Annotated in this window: 22 protein-coding genes; 15 read left to right on the top strand and 7 right to left on the bottom strand. The window is 34.6% G+C overall.

Features of this window, described 5'->3' with window-relative positions; all coding sequences use genetic code 11:
- Nucleotides 1–1,040 (top strand): AI-2E family transporter (locus ACY651_RS04075; RefSeq protein ID WP_462249970.1); only part of this gene is annotated, 1,040 nt, incomplete at its 5' end.
- On the opposite strand, the gene ACY651_RS04070 is transcribed toward ACY651_RS04075, so the two are convergent.
- Nucleotides 1,024–2,457 (bottom strand): ATP-binding protein, encoded by a 1,434-nt coding sequence (locus tag ACY651_RS04070; RefSeq protein ID WP_462249968.1) that lies wholly within the window; start codon nt 2,455–2,457, stop codon nt 1,024–1,026. The two genes, ACY651_RS04075 and ACY651_RS04070, sit on opposite strands and share 17 nt — an antisense overlap.
- Nucleotides 2,458–2,601: 144 nt before the next feature.
- Between ACY651_RS04070 and ACY651_RS04065 the strand changes: the two genes are divergently transcribed.
- From ACY651_RS04065 to ACY651_RS04055, 3 genes are read left to right on the top strand one after another with little or no spacing between them, the layout of a single operon-like run.
- The gene (locus tag ACY651_RS04065) at nt 2,602–3,057 is read left to right on the top strand and encodes a PA2169 family four-helix-bundle protein (protein ID WP_462249966.1); all 456 of its coding nucleotides are present in this window, start codon (nt 2,602–2,604) and stop codon (nt 3,055–3,057) included.
- A 22-nt stretch (nt 3,058–3,079) separates the two neighbouring features.
- Nucleotides 3,080–3,547, top strand: coding sequence for a ferritin family protein (locus ACY651_RS04060; RefSeq protein ID WP_462249964.1), 468 nt, complete (start codon nt 3,080–3,082; stop codon nt 3,545–3,547).
- 27 nt (nt 3,548–3,574) lie between these two features.
- The gene (locus ACY651_RS04055; RefSeq protein WP_462249962.1) at nt 3,575–4,048 is read left to right on the top strand and encodes a Dps family protein; all 474 of its coding nucleotides are present in this window, start codon (nt 3,575–3,577) and stop codon (nt 4,046–4,048) included.
- 61 nt (nt 4,049–4,109) lie between these two features.
- Here the strand turns inward: ACY651_RS04055 and ACY651_RS04050 are convergent, their stop codons facing one another.
- On the bottom strand, nt 4,110–4,283 hold the full coding sequence (locus ACY651_RS04050) for a hypothetical protein (protein ID WP_462221527.1): 174 nt from the start codon (nt 4,281–4,283) through the stop codon (nt 4,110–4,112).
- 292 nt (nt 4,284–4,575) lie between these two features.
- Here ACY651_RS04050 and ACY651_RS04045 point away from each other — a divergent pair, with 292 nt between their 5' ends.
- From ACY651_RS04045 to ACY651_RS04030, 4 genes are read left to right on the top strand one after another with little or no spacing between them, the layout of a single operon-like run.
- On the top strand, nt 4,576–4,854 hold the full coding sequence (locus tag ACY651_RS04045; protein ID WP_462249960.1) for a YtxH domain-containing protein: 279 nt from the start codon (nt 4,576–4,578) through the stop codon (nt 4,852–4,854).
- A gap of 40 nt (nt 4,855–4,894) precedes the next feature.
- Entirely contained in the window at nt 4,895–5,236 is a 342-nt protein-coding gene (locus ACY651_RS04040; RefSeq protein ID WP_462249958.1) for a hypothetical protein, read from the top strand.
- A gap of 5 nt (nt 5,237–5,241) precedes the next feature.
- A complete protein-coding gene (locus ACY651_RS04035) occupies nt 5,242–5,616 on the top strand; it encodes a hypothetical protein (protein WP_462249956.1) in 375 nt (124 codons plus the stop codon).
- Nucleotides 5,617–5,627: 11 nt separating this feature from the next.
- The gene (locus ACY651_RS04030) at nt 5,628–6,098 is read left to right on the top strand and encodes a hypothetical protein (RefSeq protein WP_462249954.1); all 471 of its coding nucleotides are present in this window, start codon (nt 5,628–5,630) and stop codon (nt 6,096–6,098) included.
- A gap of 92 nt (nt 6,099–6,190) precedes the next feature.
- Here ACY651_RS04030 and ACY651_RS04025 read toward each other — a convergent pair whose 3' ends face one another.
- Nucleotides 6,191–7,468: a UDP-N-acetylmuramoyl-tripeptide--D-alanyl-D-alanine ligase gene (locus ACY651_RS04025; protein ID WP_462249952.1), complete on the bottom strand. Its 1,278-nt coding sequence runs from the start codon at nt 7,466–7,468 to the stop codon at nt 6,191–6,193.
- Nucleotides 7,469–7,558: 90 nt separating this feature from the next.
- The gene (locus tag ACY651_RS04020) at nt 7,559–9,139 is read right to left on the bottom strand and encodes an SUMF1/EgtB/PvdO family nonheme iron enzyme (protein ID WP_462249950.1); all 1,581 of its coding nucleotides are present in this window, start codon (nt 9,137–9,139) and stop codon (nt 7,559–7,561) included.
- A 682-nt stretch (nt 9,140–9,821) separates the two neighbouring features.
- Here ACY651_RS04020 and porV point away from each other — a divergent pair.
- The 5 genes from porV to ACY651_RS03995 all read left to right on the top strand — a co-directional run bounded on the left by porV (nt 9,822) and on the right by ACY651_RS03995 (nt 14,320).
- Nucleotides 9,822–10,955 (top strand): type IX secretion system outer membrane channel protein PorV, encoded by a 1,134-nt coding sequence (gene porV, locus ACY651_RS04015; protein ID WP_462249948.1) that lies wholly within the window; start codon nt 9,822–9,824, stop codon nt 10,953–10,955.
- 105 nt (nt 10,956–11,060) lie between these two features.
- Entirely contained in the window at nt 11,061–11,540 is a 480-nt protein-coding gene (gene ispF / locus ACY651_RS04010; protein ID WP_462249946.1) for a 2-C-methyl-D-erythritol 2,4-cyclodiphosphate synthase, read from the top strand.
- 63 nt (nt 11,541–11,603) lie between these two features.
- The gene (gene dut, locus ACY651_RS04005; protein ID WP_462249944.1) at nt 11,604–12,047 is read left to right on the top strand and encodes a dUTP diphosphatase; all 444 of its coding nucleotides are present in this window, start codon (nt 11,604–11,606) and stop codon (nt 12,045–12,047) included.
- Nucleotides 12,048–12,081: 34 nt separating this feature from the next.
- Nucleotides 12,082–12,903 (top strand): DUF4292 domain-containing protein, encoded by an 822-nt coding sequence (locus ACY651_RS04000; protein WP_462249942.1) that lies wholly within the window; start codon nt 12,082–12,084, stop codon nt 12,901–12,903.
- Between the two features lie 94 nt (nt 12,904–12,997).
- The gene (locus tag ACY651_RS03995) at nt 12,998–14,320 is read left to right on the top strand and encodes a murein hydrolase activator EnvC family protein (RefSeq protein WP_462249940.1); all 1,323 of its coding nucleotides are present in this window, start codon (nt 12,998–13,000) and stop codon (nt 14,318–14,320) included.
- 1 nt (nt 14,321) lies between these two features.
- Here the strand turns inward: ACY651_RS03995 and bshA are convergent, their stop codons facing one another.
- Entirely contained in the window at nt 14,322–15,440 is a 1,119-nt protein-coding gene (gene bshA / locus ACY651_RS03990) for an N-acetyl-alpha-D-glucosaminyl L-malate synthase BshA (RefSeq protein WP_462249938.1), read from the bottom strand.
- Nucleotides 15,441–15,557: 117 nt separating this feature from the next.
- Between bshA and ACY651_RS03985 the strand changes: the two genes are divergently transcribed.
- Entirely contained in the window at nt 15,558–16,937 is a 1,380-nt protein-coding gene (locus ACY651_RS03985; protein ID WP_462249936.1) for a M20/M25/M40 family metallo-hydrolase, read from the top strand.
- Between the two features lie 24 nt (nt 16,938–16,961).
- A complete protein-coding gene (locus tag ACY651_RS03980; protein ID WP_462221616.1) occupies nt 16,962–17,390 on the top strand; it encodes a hypothetical protein in 429 nt (142 codons plus the stop codon).
- Nucleotides 17,391–17,394: 4 nt separating this feature from the next.
- Here the strand turns inward: ACY651_RS03980 and ACY651_RS03975 are convergent, their stop codons facing one another.
- Nucleotides 17,395–18,093, bottom strand: a complete 699-nt coding sequence (locus ACY651_RS03975; RefSeq protein ID WP_462249934.1) for an SAM-dependent methyltransferase — start codon at nt 18,091–18,093, stop codon at nt 17,395–17,397.
- Between the two features lie 62 nt (nt 18,094–18,155).
- On the bottom strand, nt 18,156–18,941 hold the full coding sequence (locus tag ACY651_RS03970) for an EI24 domain-containing protein (protein WP_462249932.1): 786 nt from the start codon (nt 18,939–18,941) through the stop codon (nt 18,156–18,158).
- Nucleotides 18,942–18,959: the final 18 nt, after the last annotated feature.

Here is an 18,959-nt window from a genome sequence, read left to right as displayed (position 1 = left end):
TGGCTTTTGCTATTCTGCTGGCAGTTTTATTATTACCTTTTAATAATTATTTAGTAAGAAAGGGAGTGTCAAGGGTTTTTGCCATAATTTTTTCGTTAACACTTTTTATTATTGTTTCAAGCGGCATCATTTATTTTCTTTCTTCGCAAATAGCTGGATTTATGAATGATATACCAGCTATAAAAAAACATTTGGCCGAGCATGAAAAAACATTGCAGCAATGGATGACCATGCAATTTAATATCACCAAAACAGAGCAAAGCAGTTTTATTGATAATGCTGCAGAAAAAATAAAAGACTCAGGTTCTGGTATATTGGGTAATACTTTTTCATCCGTAACTCAGGGTTTAGTATTAATTGTATTATTACCAGTGTATTCTTTTTTAATACTGTATTACCGCAGTATGATAAAAAGATTTTTAGTTGCTCTTTTTAAAAGTGAGCATGAACCAAAAGTGATTGAGGTATTGCAGGAATCTAAATTGATTGTGCAGGGATATATGACGGGGTTGATAATTGAAATGGGCATTGTGGCCACCATTAATGCTGTTGGATTTATAATAGTGGGTATTCAGTATGCCGTATTTTTAGGTGTGCTCTCGGCTATACTTAATATGATTCCTTACATAGGAATGCTTATAGCTTCAGTGTTTTGTATGCTTATTACACTTACCACTTCGGCAAATATAAGCGATGTAATTTGGGTGGTGGTTATACTTACAGTGGTACAGTTTATTGATAACAATATTATTATGCCTAAAGTGGTAAGTTCTAAAGTAAAAATAAATGCACTCATTACTATTTTAGGTGTATTAATAGGTGGGGCGTTGGCAGGTGTTGCAGGCATGTTTTTATCCATACCGGCAATAGCTATTTTAAAAGTAATTTCCGACAGGGTGGAAGGTTTAAAACCCTGGGGTATTTTACTGGGCGACGATATTACCGGCAGCAAAAAAAATAAAATTTATTTAAAATTAGAAAGTATGGGGCATAAATTTAAAACACCCTCACCTGTAAAACCGCCTACTCTGGAACCGTAAAATCAAATTTAATTACGAACGTAGTGCCTTTGCCGATTTCACTGTTTACAATGATAGACCCCTTGTGATTTAAAATTATATTGTGTGTATTGGTAAGGCCCAGGCCATTGCCATTTGGCTTAGTGGTAAAGTAGGGTTCAAATAAATTATTTAGGTCATCTTCTGGTATGCCATGACCGTTATCAGTAATTTCTACTACGCATTTTTCCTTTTCTCCTTTTGTGTGTAATAGCAAAATACCTTTACCGGGTTCCATAGCTTCTATTGCATTTACAATTAAATTTAAAAAAGCAATTTTTACTTTTTCAGGATCTATAGAAATATTGCAAATATCAAGGCTGTATTTTTTTTCCACTTTTATTTTATTCAATTCTACCCTGTCTTTAGCCATTTCCAATGCCTCATCTAGTAAATCGTTTATAGAAACTGAAACATAGCTTAACTCTGCAAAACGTGTGGCGCTTAGTAGCTCACTAATAAGCTGGTTAATACGTTTGCTGTTTCTTTCCACCATATCAAAAAGCATATTGGTGTTATCATCCGCAGTGGGCATATCGCTTTTTATTTGCGCTACTGCTAAACCAATGTTAGTTAAAGGGTTTCTAACCTCATGTGCGATGGTACGGGCAATGCGGCCGGTGGCGGCAAACTTTTCACTTCTCTTCATCAGTATCAATTCTTTATTGGCAGCATCTAGTTCTGTAATACGGTGTTGTAATTCTTTCTGATAGTCATCTACTTTTTTATCAGATGCAAGCCTGGCGTTATTTTCTCTTTTATAAGTATAATAGCCAAATAATGCAAATACCAATGCCAGTACAATGGAAGTAATTACAATGGTGTTTAAAGCTTTGTATTTTGTATCTAACTCTTTTGTTCGGAATATAAGTAAATTTTCTTCATGATTCTGCATAGCATTTACAGTAGATTGTATCATATCCATTTTAGCTTTGCCTTCATAAAAAGACTTTAAGATGGTATCAGTAATTATATAATTATTTTTTGGGAAATTGTTAACTGCAAATATTAATTTGGAATATCTTTCTGCAATCAGCGTTTTAAGTGCATCGAGGTACTTTTTCTGATAATCAATATTTTTGGTATCCTTTTCTAAAGCATTGTAGAATGAATCTACAATGGGAAAGCTGTTTTTATAAGGAACTAAAAAAACAGTGTCTTTTGTATTGATATATCCTCTTGCCCCTGTCTCTGCATCTTTCATTCCCGAAACTAAACCTTCAAGGTTTTTCATAATAATATTGGTATGGTTTACCCATTCAGTTTGCTTCATCAATTGAGTGTTGCTGTATAGGGTTAGTATATAAGATACCAGCAATAAAATAAAAGCTGCAGTGTAGCCAGCCTTAACCCTAAAGTCAAATGCTTTTTCTTTTAACTCTTTTAAAGATTTTATCATAATAAATAATGGATGTGTGGAAAATAATCCCCGTCAATCGACAAATTGTTGTTCTTGTAGTGTTTATACCTGTAAATTTCAAGCCAGATTTTATGGTATATATGTTGTACATAGCAAATAGTTCATTAAAAATAACTTTTTACTATGAGAAATGTCAATCAAAATGAAGGGCAGCCCATACACCGCCTTATTGCTATACTGGATGATGCAAAAAAGGGCTACTTAAATGCTGCCGAAAAAATTAAGGACGAAGTATTATCCTTATTGTTCGAGAATTTTGCGTATCAAAAAAGCCGGTACAGTAATGAATTGCGCCAGTTGGTTAACCGGTTTAATTTTTCATCTTCGATAGACCAATTTACATTAAGTTTATTGTACCGTACCTGGACAGACTTAAAAGCAACTTTTAAATTGGGTAAAAGAGAGAATATTATTCAGGCTTGTATAAAAGGAGAAGAAACAGCTCTTGAAAATTATACAGCAGCTATCAATCAAATACAAAATAATTACGAAGTAAAAGTGGTATTAGAGCAGCAGGTAAATGGCATTAGAACTGTTTTAAATACCATAAAAGAATATACCGGCAAAACAGGCATGTAACTTAAAATACAAACCTAACTGTATGCAAAATATTATGGAGAATGTAAATTATACGCTGCGGTGTAAGTTACAAAGCCTGGTATCTTTTCTTAGCCAGGTAAACAAAGGTATTGATGCGGTGGCTGAAGAAATTGACAATGCAAATTTAAAAACTGCCATGTTAGCACTGGCTGTAGAAAGTAAACAGTATGCCAAAGAAATAAGCAAGCAAATGGAACAGTTTAATGTTGGAGGATCAACAGAATTTACTGATCATATATGGAAACAGATTGAAGCCGGTATAGATGAACAGGCAGGGGTAACAAAGGGTGCCGAAATAATTGCATTGTGTAATAATTGCGAAAATTATTTTAGAAAAATGTATGATGACGTATTGCAGGAATACCTTCCCTACAAAAATTTAAAAGAAATTATTACCTGCCAGTTATTTGCATTGCAATCAGCATTTATGAAAATCAGGCTGCTGAATACCCTGCGGTTTAATAAATAAAAATAATCAACATAAATAAAAAGACAAATGAAACCAAATATTGGCATTAGCGACAAAAACCTAAAAGATGTAACCACCATGCTTTCCGCTGTACTGGCAGATTCTTTTATGCTGTACACCAAAACAAGGAAATTTCACTGGAATGTAAATGGCCAGAGTTTTATGGAGCTGCATAAACTTTTTGAAAGCCAGTATAATAAACTGGAAGAGGCTATTGATGAAATAGCAGAACGTATAAATAAATTTGGTACGCCTACCATTGGTACTTTAAAAGAATTTTTACAGGTAACGAGTTTAAAAGAAGCGCCGGGTAAATACCCTGATCAAATCAGTATGATAAAAGAACTTTTAGCAGACCATGAAACTGTTATTAAAGCATTGCGTAAAAATATTGATGATTGCGACGATAAATTTAAAGATAAAGGTACTGCCGATTTTTTAACAGGCTTAATGCAGGAACACGAAACCATTGCATGGACTTTAAGAAGATATTTAAAATAAAATGTACAAACCAAGCAGGTAAATAAAAGCCATCCGTTAATTAAATTGGATGGCTTTTTAATTATTGCTTCTTTTTAAAAATGGTAGTTACACCAACAATTATTGCAATTATTATTACGGCAACCAAAATTATACCCGACCAAAAGCCGGCTTTAAAAATTCCTTCAATAGCACTGCAGCTGCCAAATAGTAAGCAAATTAAAGACAGGTCAAAAGCAAGGGATAATTTTTTCATGTAAGGTTAATTTTTGTATAGTATCCCTGTAATAATAGTGCCATAATAATTTATAATGGACTGTTAAATACTCAATTAAAAAAACGTTGTAAAAAATACCTGTATTTCCCCATGTGTAGAAATTTGTACACAAAATTTTATAACAGGTAGTGCAGTGTAACAGTAATGGAATATTAAAACACTGTTTACTACTGTGTTGAAATATATTTTTTGCACCACAAGTATTTTTGGCAGCATTTTAGTTTACTGTTATGTACAATCAATTATTTAATAATTATTAAACTTTAAAATTATGAACGCAGGAAAATTATTAGCAGGCGTATTGTTAGGCGCCGCTGCAGGTGCTGTATTAGGTGTATTATTTGCTCCGGACAAGGGTACAGAAACAAGAAGGAAAATTTCTCAAAAAGGGAATGATCTAAAAAGTAAATTTAAAAGTAAAATGAACGAACTGGTAGATGATATGGCCAGTCAGTATGAAGAAGGGAAAGATGAAGCCGGAAAATTATTGGATACCGGTAAAGAAAAAGTGAATGCTTTTAAAAACGAAGCAAAGCATACCTTGTCTTAAAATTATTACGCCGTAGTCATTTTACCTAAAATTATAAGTAATGGAAAATCAAACCAATTCGCTGGAAGCCTTATTTGAAAAAACGGGGGACTATCTGGAAACAAGAATGGAGTTATTAAAACTGCAGGCTGTTAATACAACATCTGATGTTACTTCATCAATAGCATCAAGATTTGCAATAGCACTTATTGTTAGCTTGATAGTGCTCATTTTAAATACTGGCATAGCCATTTGGATTGGAGATATGTTAGGTAAAATGTACTACGGCTTTTTTTTAGTAAGCGGCTTTTACATTATACTGGCGGCTTTGCTTTATGCCTTTAGAAGTAAGTGGATAAAAAAACCATTAAATGATATGCTGATAAAAAAAATGCTTAATTAAATTTTATGGAAATCAACAACGCTATTCAGCTAAAAGAAGCCATTGCTTTGCTGCAGGCACAGCAGGAGGAAAAAAAGTTTGTATTAGTTGAAGAGTTTCACCGAACGTATGAAAGTTTAAAGCCTTTAAATTTAATAAAAAGCACTTTTAATAAAATTCTTGATACCCCAGATATTACCAACCAGGTAGTTGATACATCAATAGGATTAGGCGTAGGTGTTTTATCTAAAAAATTATTAGTAGGCAAGTCAACAAATATTTTTAAACGTTTTTTTGGTACAATTATTGAGCTAACGGTTGCCAATGCTGTGGCAAAAAATTCCGATGGAATTAAAAGGCACGGTCTTCAATTAATTAAGAAATTAATTAAACAACCTTAATAATAACTTGTATGAAAAAGATGATTTTATTAACTGCAGCAATTTTTTTTATTGCTGTTGCTGGTACAATGGCACAAAGTATGGGAAGAACTTACACTACAGCGTTGGGTGTAAAAGTTTTTGACGGTGCAGGCATTACACTTAAACATTTTATAAAGGAAAACAGGGCACTGGAGGGCATAGCCTATTTTTGGAACCGGGGTACAAGAATTACAGGTTTGTATGAAATTCATTTTGATATTGATGGTGCACCAGGCTTAAAATGGTATGTTGGCCCGGGCGCACACTTAGGTTTTTATAATAGTAAATATAAAGATGGGGATGGCACTTTTGCAGGTATAGATGGCGTGTTGGGTTTAGATTATAAAATTAATAAAGCGCCTTTAAATCTTTCTCTGGACTGGCAACCATCTTTTGAATTTGGAACCGGCAGGGGTTTTTCTGGTAACTGGGGAGGCTTAGGTATTCGTTATACTTTTTAATCGTTGAGCAAAAACCATATAATCAAGTCCCATTGAAATTATTTGAAAAGGGTTTTAGTTGATTTACTGAAACCCTTTTTTATTTTTTAAATTTACTCCAGCACCTTTTCCATCTGCATACTTCTGCTGCCTTTTATTAAAATTTGAGCATGCTGAATATTTTGCTGGCTGTACCATTCTTTTGCCTGTAAACTATTTTCAAAATTAATATAGGGATGATTTATTTTATGATAATCGCCACCAACTAAAACCACCGCTTTCCATTTGTAATTATCAATAACATAAATAATAGATTGATGTTCTTTAATACTTTCGTTACCTAATTCCATCATACCGCCCAATAATAATATTTTTTCATTGCCTTCCATTTTTGCAAAATTTTCTATTGCAGCTTTCATACTGGTGGGGTTAGCATTATAGGCATCTAAAATAATTTTGTTGGTATCTTTTTCTATTAATTGGGAGCGGCTGTTGGTAGGTGTGTAATTTTCTAATGATGATTTTATTTTTTCATCGGCTACATTAAAATATTTACCCAAGGCAACGGCTGCCAGTATATTGGGTAAATTATATTCTCCTACCAGTTGTGTTTTTATGGTATCAATAGCGGCACCTTTAGTTATTGCAACTTCTAAAAAATCTTTACTGTTTTTTATATCGCCGGTAATGTCAGCATTTACAGTGCCGTAAGTTTTTATGGTTGCAATGCCTTTACTCATCTCTTTTAAATAATCATAATCGGCCATAATAAAAGCGGCGCCGTTATTAGCTCTTAAATAATCAAATAATTCTCCTTTACCTTTTCTTACTCCTTCTATGCCACCAAAACCTTCTAAGTGAGCTTTACCGCAATTGGTAATTAAGCCATGAGTGGGTAAGGTAAAATTACAATAGCTTTCAATTTCTTTTAAATGGTTGGCGCCCATTTCAATTAATGCTATTTCTGCATCAGCTTTTATTTTTAAAATGGTAAGGGGAATACCAATATGATTATTCAAATTCCCTTCTGTGGTGTATGTTTTATAAGTAGTGTTTAAAACTTCGTGCAGTAATTCCTTAGTGGTGGTTTTACCATTGCTTCCTGTAATAGCAATAAAAGGTATTTTAAACTGCTGTCGATGGTGCTTTGCCAATAATTGCATTGTTGTCAATACATCATCAACTGTAATTATCCTTGCATCATCCACGCCGGTTGCTTCATCAGCAATAACAAATGCGGCGCCTGTGTCAAAAGCTTTTTGTGCAAAAAGATTACCATTAAAGTTGGGGCCTTTTAATGCAAAAAATAAATCGCCTGCTTTTATTTTCCTCGTATCTGTTTGTACAGATGAGTGTACTAAAAATATTTTATATAGTTGGTCAATTTGCATGTTTCAAAAATACTATAGAAGATGATAATAAATGAAATAAAAAAACCTCCTGAAATTTAATCAGGAGGTTTCAATTTATTTATAACAAAACTATTTTTTCTTTTTTCTTGAATTTTGTTTGCGGCTGCCAAAAATATTACCTTCTTTAAAGCCAGGGCCTTCCGGCGGGCCAAGGTATGTTTGTGCACAACGGAAACCAACTGTGCTTGCACCCTGATTTTCCTGCATAAAACGGCGTGAGCCGGGGGATAACCAGTAAGGTCTGTCGTTCCAGCTGCCACCTTTAATTACTCTCGACTCATCGTTTATAAGAGAAGATACTCCGTATCCATAATAAACACCACTTGCAGAGTCTCCATCTAAATAATTAATAACATTGTTTTTTTGATAGTTGCTGCGATTTTTTACATCTTCATCAGAAATATCAACTTTCTTTAAACGGTTAACTTCTACACCGCCAACACTGTCTTTAGCATATTCACCGGCAGAATTTTTATAATACTTCTGAAATTTATTACCACGGAAATAGTTAAAATCCTGTCCATCAGTTGGCGTTAATGGTCTGTACACATCACCTACCCACTCACTAACGTTACCACTCATGTTATATAACCCAAATGCATTGGGATAAAATGATTTTACATTACCAGGTATTGCGGCACGGTCATTCAAACCTCCTGCTACACCCATGTTATCACCACTACCACGTTTAAAGTTGGCCAAAAATTTACCCTGCCAGCTTCCACGGCGGTTATCACGTAAACCATTGGGGTTATTACTCCATGAATATATTTGCTGGTTGCTTAGCAATTCCTCGCCTGATTTGCCTTCTTTTTTACGGGGCGATGGGTTTTGAGCATAAATGCCATAAGCTGCATATTCCCATTCTGCTTCTGTTGGTAAACGGTAACCCATGTTTAAAATGCCATCATCCATACGCACAGTACCACGAGGTTTACCATTAACATCTTTTAAATCAGATTTTTTAGGTTTGCTGCGGCTCTGTATTAAATCCGGCGACATTAAATAAGTTTCTGTATTAAAGGCATCTGCACCAGCACCTTTCATTTCTTTTTTAGCAGCATCTTTTTTCAAGTACCCCCCTTTCATTAGGTTAAGTTCGTTAACCCTGTCCGATCTCCAAATACAAAAATCATGTGCCTGCTGCCAGCTTACACCAACCACAGGATAAAAATTGTAAGAGGGAAAACGAAAATAATATTCTACATACGGCTCATTGTAAGCCAGCTCTTCACGCCATACTAAAGTATCCGGAAGTGCCTTAGACATTATAGAGGTATCTCCGGAAAAAGTATTTTCCAGCCAGTATAAATATTCCCTGTAGTGCACATTGGCTACTTCAGTTTCATCTATAAAGAAAGAGGGAACGGTAATACGGCGGGGTACATTATTCCAGTCGCCCATTACATCTTCATCTTTTGCACCCATTACAAACGAACCGCCCTGTACAAAAACAAGGCCCGGACCAGCTTTGGGGTATTTTACTTTTGCAACATGAAAGTTACCCATGTTTTTATCATCATACTTCCATCCTGTTGCAGATGATGTGGCGCTTTTTTTCTTAAATAAGCCCCCATTTTTACAAGAGCTTAATGAAAAAGCTGCTGCAGCAACAATTACTAAATTTTTTCCTGAAATTAATTTTAACATGTTCGTTCGTTTATCAAATTGGTTAACGAAAGGTTTTCTTTTTTATTGTATTTGGGGTGTATTGGCTGCGAATATAAATACTTTAAGCGATATACTGTTGTAATACGGTTTTTTTAACGGATTAGTAAATGCAAAAAGTATTTAAAACATTAGTGTATTTGAATAACACCATTTTAATAAATTTTATTGTGTAAAAATAAAATCATTAAAGCTAATTTTAAATTATGTCAAAAATTATGCTAAAAATTATTTTAGTCATGCATCATATCCTTAAAAGGGACTGTCTGATTTATTGTGACGTAATTTATTTACTTATAACAAGGCAAATGCGTTATTGGGTATATTAGGCACTAATTAATAACTTAATACCAATAATTGATATTTTAAAAGGGTTTAAATATAGTGCATACAATAATCAGCAATATATCCCGTTTGCTAATTCAAGCGAAGGTTTTATCTTTACTAAAATGGGAATAAAGCATTAAAAATCAAAAAATTGCTAACATTTGCATCTGTAATCAGAAAATCATTACCTTTAATTTATAAGATGTTCATAATTTTTTTAACAAGATTTTATAAAAAAATTGTTCGTTTCAAGAAAACTACTATTTTTACAATACAACAACCTTAAACTTAACGCTTATAGAGGTAAGTTCTACCTAACCAAGACAAATCAAAACGCATGAAAAGAGTAACTTTAAAACTAACTGCCATAGTTATGTTACTGGGAGGAGCAATTTCTGTATCTAATGCCCAGAACGTTGTGACATCCGCAGTTCCATTTTTACGTATTTCACCAAATATCAGAAGCGCCGGTATGGGAGATGCAGGTATTGCAACATCTGCCGATGTTAATTCAGGTGCTTTAAATTTAGCAAAATTACCTTTTAGTACCAGCAAAGGCGGAGTTGGGGTAACATATACACCTTGGTTAAGGGATTTATCTGTGCCCGATGTTTTCCTTGCTTCATTGGCAGGATACTATAAATTGGATGATTTACAAACCGTTTCAGCATCTTTAAGATATTGTAATCTGGGAAGTGTAGAATTCACTAATGATCAGGCCCAGTATTTATTAACTTACCGTCCTCGTGAGTTTGCTTTTGATGCAGGTTATTCAAGAAAGCTGTCTGCAAAAAACGGAATAGGTATAGCATTACGGTATATTAATTCAAATTTAGCAGGTACAGTTGGAAGTACAAATTACAAAAGTGCATCAGCTGTAGCTGGCGATATACACTTTTATCACACTGGAACAAAAGAGAATGGCGAAGGGTTTAGCTGGGGAGCTGCTTTAAGCAACCTGGGTTCTAAAATTTCTTATACTTCTGATGCTAATTCAAAAGATTTTATTCCTGCAAATTTGGGTCTTGGGGCAGCTTATACTAAAGTAATTGACGAAGACAACAAAATTACATTTGCAGTAGATCTTAATAAATTATTAGTTCCAACACCACCGGCAACTGGTGATTCTGCCGGAATAGCAAAATACCGTACTCAGGGTGTTGTCAGCAGCTGGTTTAAATCTTTTGGCGATGCACCGGGTAAAGGTTCTGAAGAAATTCAGGAAATAAATGCTTCTTTAGGTTTGGAATACTGGTACAATAATCAGTTTGCTTTTAGAGCAGGTTATTTTTACGAAAACCCTAATAAAGGAAACAGAAAATATCTTACAGTGGGAGCTGGTTTAAAGTATAATGTTTTCGGAATAGATTTTTCTTATATTTTCCCATCAGGTAGCGGTACAAACCGTAACCCTTTATCTAATACTTACCGTTTTGGTTTAGTGTTTGATTTTGATGGTGCTGCAAAATAATAATTTTATTAAAACATATTTTAAAAGCGTTCCGCCAAAAAGCGGAACGCTTTTAGTTTTTAATAACAAATGAAATTGCGGATATTTGTAAATAAAATAAACTAAATGAGTTATAGAATTGGGTCGGGTGTAGATTTTCATCAGTTAACAGCAGGAAGGGATTTATGGATAGGGGGTGTAAAAATCCCTCATACAAAAGGAGCTTTGGGCCATAGTGATGCAGATGTATTACTGCATGCTATTTGCGATGCTATGTTGGGAGCATTATGCCTTGGTGATATTGGTGTGCATTTTCCAGATACTGATACAGCTTATAAAAATATAGACAGTAAAATTCTTTTGGCAAAAAGTTTTGCATTGGTAAAAAATAAGGGATACAAAATAGTAAACATTGATACTACGCTTTGTTTACAATTACCCAAAATAAAGCCTTATGTTTTACAAATGCAGGAAGCTATTGCTTCAATTTTAGAAATAGATATTAATGATATTTCAATAAAAGCAACCACAACAGAAACGATGGGCTTTGTGGGCAGGGAAGAAGGGTTGGTGGCTTATGCAACAATATTACTCTGTAAAAATTAAAAGTATTCTGTTAAAAATAAATTTCCTTATTTTCCTTCTTACTACATTACTACCTTTGCGCCAATGCAAGAAATAACTGTTAACATCATCAACAAATCAGCTAATCCATTGCCTTCTTATGCTACTGCCGGTTCATCAGGTATGGATATCAGGGCAAATATAGACAAGGAGGTAATATTACAACCGCTGGAACGTTTTTTAACTCCCACAGGAATATTTATTGAATTACCAGAAGGGTATGAAGCACAAATAAGACCAAGGAGTGGAATGGCACTAAAGCAGGGCATAACCTGCCTAAATTCTCCGGGAACAGTTGACAGCGATTACAGGGGGGAATTAAAAGTGATTCTTATAAATTTAAGTAACCAGGTACAGGTAATTAATAATGGTGACCGTATTGCACAAATGGTAATTGCTAAAACTGAAAAGGCTGAATTATTTTTGGTACAGCAATTGAATGAAACTGTAAGAGGTGATGGCGGGTTTGGCCATACAGGAGTTAAATAAAAAATTATCCTGACAAAAAAATATACAACCAGTAATGAAGAATTTAGTAAGCATTTTTTTTACAGCATTCGTAATAATATCAACGTACAGTTGCCGCACCACTAAACAAATTAATAAAGCAATAGCCCCAAAAGACTCCACTGTAAATATTGTAACAAATACATCAGCGGCCGATTCATTAAAAGTGATACATGAAACTATGGATAGATTTCATAGTCATTATATTAATTACAAAACCTTTAATGCAAAGATAAAAGCAGAATACGAAGATAATAAAGGCAAGCAGCCCGATATTTCTGCCGTGGTAAGAATTATAAAAGACAGTGCTATTTGGGTATCCTTATCAGCAACTATTTTTAATGTAGAGGTTTACCGTATGCTTATAACAAAAGACAGTGTTATTTTGATGAACACAAGGGATAAAGAAGTACAATACCGTTCGATAGATTATTTGCAGGAGGTAACTAAAATAGCATTTGATTATAAAACTATTCAGGATCTGCTGATAGGTAATCCAATATTTATGGATACGGTTGTGGTTGCGTACAGAAAAACAGAATCGCATATTTTAATAGCAACTGCCGGAGATATTTTTAAACACCTGCTCACACTTTCGGCAGATAATAATTTACTGCTGCACAGCAAGCTGGATGATGTGGATGTAACACGTAACAGAACTGCAGATATCACTTACGACAATTACGAAAATAAAAATGGCGTTGATTTTTCCACCTACAGGGAAATAACTGTTTCAGAAAAAAATAAATTAGATATACGGCTCAATTATAAGCAGTATGAGTTTAACAAAGAATTATCAGTTTCTTTAAAGGTTCCCAAAAATTATAAACGCATGTAAGCGTTAGGGATAATTATACACAGGCTGTGTGTTTTAAAACCAATTATATTTCCTGTTTCAATTGTTTTTTTGATAAACACTCTAAATACGGCTCATGATTAAAATAAGCATTACTGTAATAGCATCATTTTTTATGTTGATTAGTGTTATTGCTCAACCCCAAACAAGGGAAGATCTGGAAAAACAGAAGCTGCAGTTAAGAAGAGAATTAGAGCAAACAGAAAGAATGCTGAACGAAAACAAAACAAAATCAAAAGAAAATTATGTGCAATGGAAACTGATAAATGATAAAGTGAACATCCAGGACAGGATTATAGATAATATTAACCGTGATATTAATTTGCTGGATAATAATTTAATTAAAACACAAAGAGATATTAACCGCTACGATAAATTATTAGACACTTTAAAACAGGAATATGCCAAGAGTATGGTGTATGCCTATAAGAACAGGAGCAACTACGATTTTTTAAATTTTATTTTTTCTGCTGCAAGTTTTAATGATGCCATAAAACGTATTACTTATTTAAAAAGTTACCGCAATTACAGGGAAATGCAGGGAGAAAATATTTTACGTACACAGGATTTACGCAAGCAACGTGTGGAAGAATTAAGCGGAACAAAAGAAAAGAAAAGTATTGTATTAAAGGATAAGGACAAAGAAATGTCGGCTTTGGAAAAAGAGCAAAGAGAAAAAGACCGCATACTGAGCGAATTAAAAAAGCAGGGCAAGCAGTTGAATAACCAAATGGCAGCTACTAAAAAGCAATTGAAAAAAGTAGATAACGCCATTGCAGCAGCTATTAAAAGAGCTTTAGATGAAGCAAGAAAAACGGCTTTAAAAAAGGCTGCAAATGATGAATCTAAAAGAATAGCTGCTGAAAAGGCAGCTGCAAAAAATAATGCAAATGTTTCTACTGCTCCGGCAACAAAAGCGCCGGTTGTGGTGAAAAAGGCACAACCTAAAAAAGCACCGGAAAGTGTATTGTTAAACTCTGAAAATATTGCAGTAAATGCAAATTTTGTAAATAACAGGGGAGCCTTACCATGGCCTGTAGATAAAGGATATATGCTGATGCATTATGGGTCCAACAAATTACCAAGCGGTACGGTATTAGACATGACGGGTTTAACCATTGCAACAGAAATCGGCAGTGCAGTAAAATCTGTTTTTGATGGAGTGGTTTCTAAAGTTTTATATGTTGAAGATATGCAGGTGGTAATTTTGCAGCATGGAAGATATTTCAGTACTTACAGCAATCTTTCCAGTGTAGCTGTACAAACAGGACAGGAAGTAAAAACTGGCCAGGTAATTGGAAAAGCCGCAGCTAATTTAGATGGTGTTGGCGCAGTTGATTTTTATATCAATGATGAAAAAAATAATTTGGATCCTGCAAAATGGTTGCGCCGCCGGTAATTTAAATAACCCTTTTGTACAGAGCTTCATAAAGCGGTACAATATTTTCTATATCAAATTTTTTGGCCTGGGCTAAAGCGTTGGCTTTAAATTGTAATAAAGTTGCATCATCTTTAAAAATGGCTAATGCATTTTTTGCCATATCATCTACATCTCCCACATTACTCATGTAGCCGCAGTAGCCATCAATATTTATTTCGGGCAGGCCACCAGCGTTAGTTGATATTACCGGCACTTCTGCAGCCATTGCTTCCAGCGCCGCCAAACCAAAACTTTCATATTCGCTGGTTAATAAAAACAAATCGGCAATGGGTAAAATATCTTCCATCTGCTCCTGCTTGCCTAAAAATTTAATTTTATCACTTATCACACAATCCCTGCAAATGCTTTCCACGTAAGGTCTTTCGGGCCCATCACCCAGCAATAATAATTTAGCAGGCATTACTTCAATAATCTTCATAAATACTTTTACCACATCGTCCACTCTTTTTATTTTTCTAAAATTACTGGCATGCACAATTATTTTTTCGCCATTTGGCGCCACAATTTTTTTAAAAGCATCAACAGGTTTTCTGTGAAAACGCTCCACATCAACAAAGTTGTGGATCACTTCAATCTCTTTATCAATTACAAAATTTTTGTACGTTTCTTCTTTTAAATTTTGCGATACAGCAGTAAGTATATCACTTTCATTCATAGAGAAGGTTACAACGGGGCTGTAAGTTTTATCACGGCCCACCAAAGTAATATCGGTGCCATGCAATGTTGTAATAACCGGAATTCTTTTGCCCTGCTTTGCTAAAATTTGTTTAGCCATATATGCTGCAGCAGCATGCGGTATGGCGTAATGCACATGCAGTAATTCTACATTGTTGTTGGTAATTACATCTACCATTGCACTGGCCAATGCAGTTTCGTAAGGCGGATAATCAAATAAAGGATAAGTAGGTACACGTACTTCGTGGTAAAAAATATTGTTATGAAAACCACTCAGCCTAACCGGTTGCTGGTAGGTTATAAAATGAATATTATGTCCTTTATCTGCTAGGGCTTTACCTAATTCTGTTGCCAGTACACCGCTGCCACCAAAAGTAGGATAGCAAACAATTGCAATATTCATATAAAAGAAAGTTTAATAGTTTTTAATTAGCAGGATGCAATTTAGTGTTTTATTTTTCTCCACCCATTCCGCTCATGTAAACATAATAATCATTAAGTTTGTTCTATAACTGCATATATGTACAAAAAGAAAATTATTACCGCTGTTACTTTTCTCTTTATTACTGTTTTAGCTTTTTCGCAAAATGAAGATTCGGTAATGATTAAAAAAATATCGGATGAAATTTTACTGCACGGTAAGGCCCATTCAAATTTATATACTTTGTGTAAATCGGTAGGGCAGCGGCTCAGCGGCAGCGCAGGTATGTATAAAGGCGAAGCATGGGGTGTGCAAACATTAAAAGATGCCGGTGCAATAAATGTTTATTTGCAGGAGTGTATGGTGCCGCATTGGGTAAGAGGGAAAAAAGAATTTGCAGCATTTACAAAAGCTAAAGGCAGTAACCAATTTAATATACTTTCTATTGGCAATGCTGTGGGTACAGGCAAGACGGGTGTTAGTGCTAAAGTAATTGAAGTTAAAAATTTTGATGATTTAAATAAAAGAAAAGATGAAGTAAAAGGTAATATTGTTTTTTTTAATTACCCTTTTAATAAAACATTATTACGTGGAGCGTATGGCGATGCAGTAAGATACAGAAGCAGTGGTGCATCTGCAGCAGCGAAATATGGAGCAGTAGCAGTTATTGTACGCTCGGTTACTGCTGCATACGATGATAATCCACATACAGGTGCATTACGATACAACGATAGTTTTCCAAAAATACCGGCAGTTGCGATAAGTACAAAAGATGCGGATAAATTAAGCAATGGATTAAAAGGTATTTATAAATTTGAAAAACTTTTTTTAAGAACCAACTGTTTAATGCTGCCCGATACTATCGGGCACAATGTAATTGGCGAAATAAGAGGAACGGAATTTCCTGATGAAATAATAACTGTTGGGGGACATTTAGACAGCTGGGATGCTGCTGAAGGCGCAAGTGATGACGGCACCGGAATGGTACAAAGCATAGAAATTTTAAGAGCGTTTAATGCTGCCGGATATAAGCCAAAAAGAACCATCCGAATTGTTTTATTTGCAAATGAAGAAAACGGTTTACGTGGCGGAAATAAATATGCAGAAGAAGCTAAAGTTAAAAAAGAAAAGCACATTATGGCAATGGAAAGCGACGGTGGTGCCGAATACCCACGTGGCTTTAGTTGTGGTATGACGAAGGAACAATATGCAAAAGTGGAAAATTGGAAAAAATATTTTACACCTTATGATGCTGATAAGTTTTCTTTTAGCGAAGGAGGTGGAGGCGGGGCAGATATTGGCCCTTTGCAAACCAATTTTAAAACTGCCCAGTTTGGTTTAAATACTACCGGCCAGCGTTATTTTGATTTACACCATGCGGCTACAGATGTTTTTGAAAATGTAAATGCACAGGAATTAAATTTAGGCGCTGTTGTTATGGCCGCAATGGTTTATTTGGTGGATAAATACGGATTATAATTATCTTGCAATAAAAATAAGAATATGGAAGAAATAAAATCTGCTGATGCAGTAAGACCATTGCCCAAAAAAGCAGGCGGGTTTAAAAAATTTGTGCGCTGGTTTACATTTATTCTGCTTGCAGTATTATTGTTGTTTGGCTACTGGAAATATTATTATACTTACAGTGATGGATACAGGAGTGGCTTATTGCAAAAACTTTCTCATAAAGGAAATATTTTTAAAACTTACGAAGGCGAACTGGTGCAACGCAGTATAGTTTCTACTTCTAATGTGGGTATTGCATCTGAAAAATTTTATTTTTCTGTAACTGTTGACAGTGTAGCTAAGGCCATGCAAAAATTTGAAGGTAAAAATGTAAAATTACATTACCTGCAAAAAAATGGCACGTTGCCCTGGCGTGGTGAAAGTGAATATATTGTTGATGCGGTAGAGCTGGATATCAATCCATAATTTTTTAGCTATGCAATAAAAATATAACCGGCTTTTTATGAAAGTCGGTTTTTTCTTTTTGCCACTCTGCAATTTTTTTGGTTTTGATATATTCGCTGGCAGAAGTAAGTTCAGCTGCAATACAAAACCTGGTGGAAGGCTTACAGGTTTTTAAAATAGTTTCGATAAGCTGGTTATTACGGTAAGGTGTTTCAATAAAAATTTTTGTGCTGTTATTTTTTTCTGAGGATGCTTCCAGTTCTTTAATGCGTTTTATTTTTTCATTATTATCAATAGGCAGGTAACCCACAAATTCAAATTGCTGCCCATTCATGCCACTGGCCATTAAGGCTAAAAGAATTGAACTTGGCCCCACCAAAGGTTTAATAATAGCATTCATTTGTTGCGCCGCAGCAATTAAAATTTGCCCTGGGTCTGCAATGCCGGGACAACCAGCTTCGCTAACGATAGCAATATTTTTTTCTTCTTTTATTTTTTGTTTGAAGGTGCTGATTAATTCTTCTTCTGCTTTATGTATAGTAAACCATTCGTAATTGTCAATAACAATTTCTTTACAGATGCTTTTTAAAAATCGCCTTGCTGTTCTTTCATTTTCTGCAAAAATTACCGAACAGTTTTTTACTGCATCAATAATGTATAAGGGAATTGTTTCCACAGCAGCTTCATCTAACACCGAGGGCACTAAATAAATTGTACTTGTCATTATAAAAAGTTGAAAAATTTAAGGGTTGAAAATTGTTAGATCTGCTGCAGGTGCTTAAAAGATTATTTTTCACTATGCACCAACGATAATTCATTTCCTTTTTCTCCATACAAACTAATGGTGGCAGCTATTACAGCGTAACTGGGCGCCAGTATCCAGCCTAATATGGGCACTAAGTGCATCATGTAAAAAACCATTCCATTACCAATAGCCAAACCTTTGTGCCTGCCAATAAAAGCAATACTTTGTGAGGTAGATAATTTATTTCTTTCGCAACTGTAATCCAGCATTGAAAATCCCAGGTAATAACATTCTACCAGTAAAGCAATTAAAGGTGTTATCCATCCCACTACCGGTATAAAAGCTAAAATAAAAATTGAAATAGCATACACCGTTTGCCACAACATATTTCTTAGTGCAATTTTTATTCCCCGTGCAATGTCTTTTAATAATTGGGTAAAACTAAAAGGGAAATCTTTGCCCTCCATTATAGCTTCTGTTTTTTCGCTTAAGTAAGCAAACAACGGCGAACCAATAATTAAAAATAAATATTTAAATAAAGAAAAATAAAACATCAGTAATACTAAATACAAAATAATTTGTGCAAAAATTACCAGCCAGCTTAACCAGCTGTTTTGCATTTTTTCCATCCATTCTGTTATACCGGTTTTAAGTAAAACAAAATCGATGGCATAATTACTCGATTTAAGAAACAGCCAAATACCTGCGCAAAAAAGCAGGGCATATATCAGGCCGGGGATGAAGATCCACTTCCATAACCGGTGTTTAATAATAAACCGGTGGGTTTGAAAATACGCCTGTATTGCTGTAATAATTTCTTTAAGCATTGTAAAGGTTGATGCCGG

It is taken from the genome of Ferruginibacter sp. (genome assembly GCF_031391665.1).
Taxonomy (GTDB): domain Bacteria; phylum Bacteroidota; class Bacteroidia; order Chitinophagales; family Chitinophagaceae; genus Ferruginibacter.
The sequence above is the reverse complement of the archived record's forward strand: the minus strand, read 5'-3'. Positions and strand labels throughout refer to the sequence as shown.

Bases quoted from the DNA above. Each gene is read 5' to 3' on its own strand.
- ACY651_RS04070 (WP_462249968.1), bottom strand. From the start codon at position 2,457: ATGATAAAATCTTTAAAAGAGTTAAAAGAAAAAGCATTTGACTTTAGG.
- ACY651_RS04065 (WP_462249966.1), top strand. From the start codon at position 2,602: ATGAGAAATGTCAATCAAAATGAAGGGCAGCCCATACACCGCCTTATT.
- ACY651_RS04060 (WP_462249964.1), top strand. From the start codon at position 3,080: ATGCAAAATATTATGGAGAATGTAAATTATACGCTGCGGTGTAAGTTA.
- ACY651_RS04055 (WP_462249962.1), top strand. From the start codon at position 3,575: ATGAAACCAAATATTGGCATTAGCGACAAAAACCTAAAAGATGTAACC.
- ACY651_RS04050 (WP_462221527.1), bottom strand. From the start codon at position 4,283: ATGAAAAAATTATCCCTTGCTTTTGACCTGTCTTTAATTTGCTTACTA.
- ACY651_RS04045 (WP_462249960.1), top strand. From the start codon at position 4,576: ATGAACGCAGGAAAATTATTAGCAGGCGTATTGTTAGGCGCCGCTGCA.
- ACY651_RS04040 (WP_462249958.1), top strand. From the start codon at position 4,895: ATGGAAAATCAAACCAATTCGCTGGAAGCCTTATTTGAAAAAACGGGG.
- ACY651_RS04035 (WP_462249956.1), top strand. From the start codon at position 5,242: ATGGAAATCAACAACGCTATTCAGCTAAAAGAAGCCATTGCTTTGCTG.
- ACY651_RS04030 (WP_462249954.1), top strand. From the start codon at position 5,628: ATGAAAAAGATGATTTTATTAACTGCAGCAATTTTTTTTATTGCTGTT.
- ACY651_RS04025 (WP_462249952.1), bottom strand. From the start codon at position 7,468: ATGCAAATTGACCAACTATATAAAATATTTTTAGTACACTCATCTGTA.
- ACY651_RS04020 (WP_462249950.1), bottom strand. From the start codon at position 9,139: ATGTTAAAATTAATTTCAGGAAAAAATTTAGTAATTGTTGCTGCAGCA.
- porV (WP_462249948.1), top strand. From the start codon at position 9,822: ATGAAAAGAGTAACTTTAAAACTAACTGCCATAGTTATGTTACTGGGA.
- ispF (WP_462249946.1), top strand. From the start codon at position 11,061: ATGAGTTATAGAATTGGGTCGGGTGTAGATTTTCATCAGTTAACAGCA.
- dut (WP_462249944.1), top strand. From the start codon at position 11,604: ATGCAAGAAATAACTGTTAACATCATCAACAAATCAGCTAATCCATTG.
- ACY651_RS04000 (WP_462249942.1), top strand. From the start codon at position 12,082: ATGAAGAATTTAGTAAGCATTTTTTTTACAGCATTCGTAATAATATCA.
- ACY651_RS03995 (WP_462249940.1), top strand. From the start codon at position 12,998: ATGATTAAAATAAGCATTACTGTAATAGCATCATTTTTTATGTTGATT.
- bshA (WP_462249938.1), bottom strand. From the start codon at position 15,440: ATGAATATTGCAATTGTTTGCTATCCTACTTTTGGTGGCAGCGGTGTA.
- ACY651_RS03985 (WP_462249936.1), top strand. From the start codon at position 15,558: ATGTACAAAAAGAAAATTATTACCGCTGTTACTTTTCTCTTTATTACT.
- ACY651_RS03980 (WP_462221616.1), top strand. From the start codon at position 16,962: ATGGAAGAAATAAAATCTGCTGATGCAGTAAGACCATTGCCCAAAAAA.
- ACY651_RS03975 (WP_462249934.1), bottom strand. From the start codon at position 18,093: ATGACAAGTACAATTTATTTAGTGCCCTCGGTGTTAGATGAAGCTGCT.
- ACY651_RS03970 (WP_462249932.1), bottom strand. From the start codon at position 18,941: ATGCTTAAAGAAATTATTACAGCAATACAGGCGTATTTTCAAACCCAC.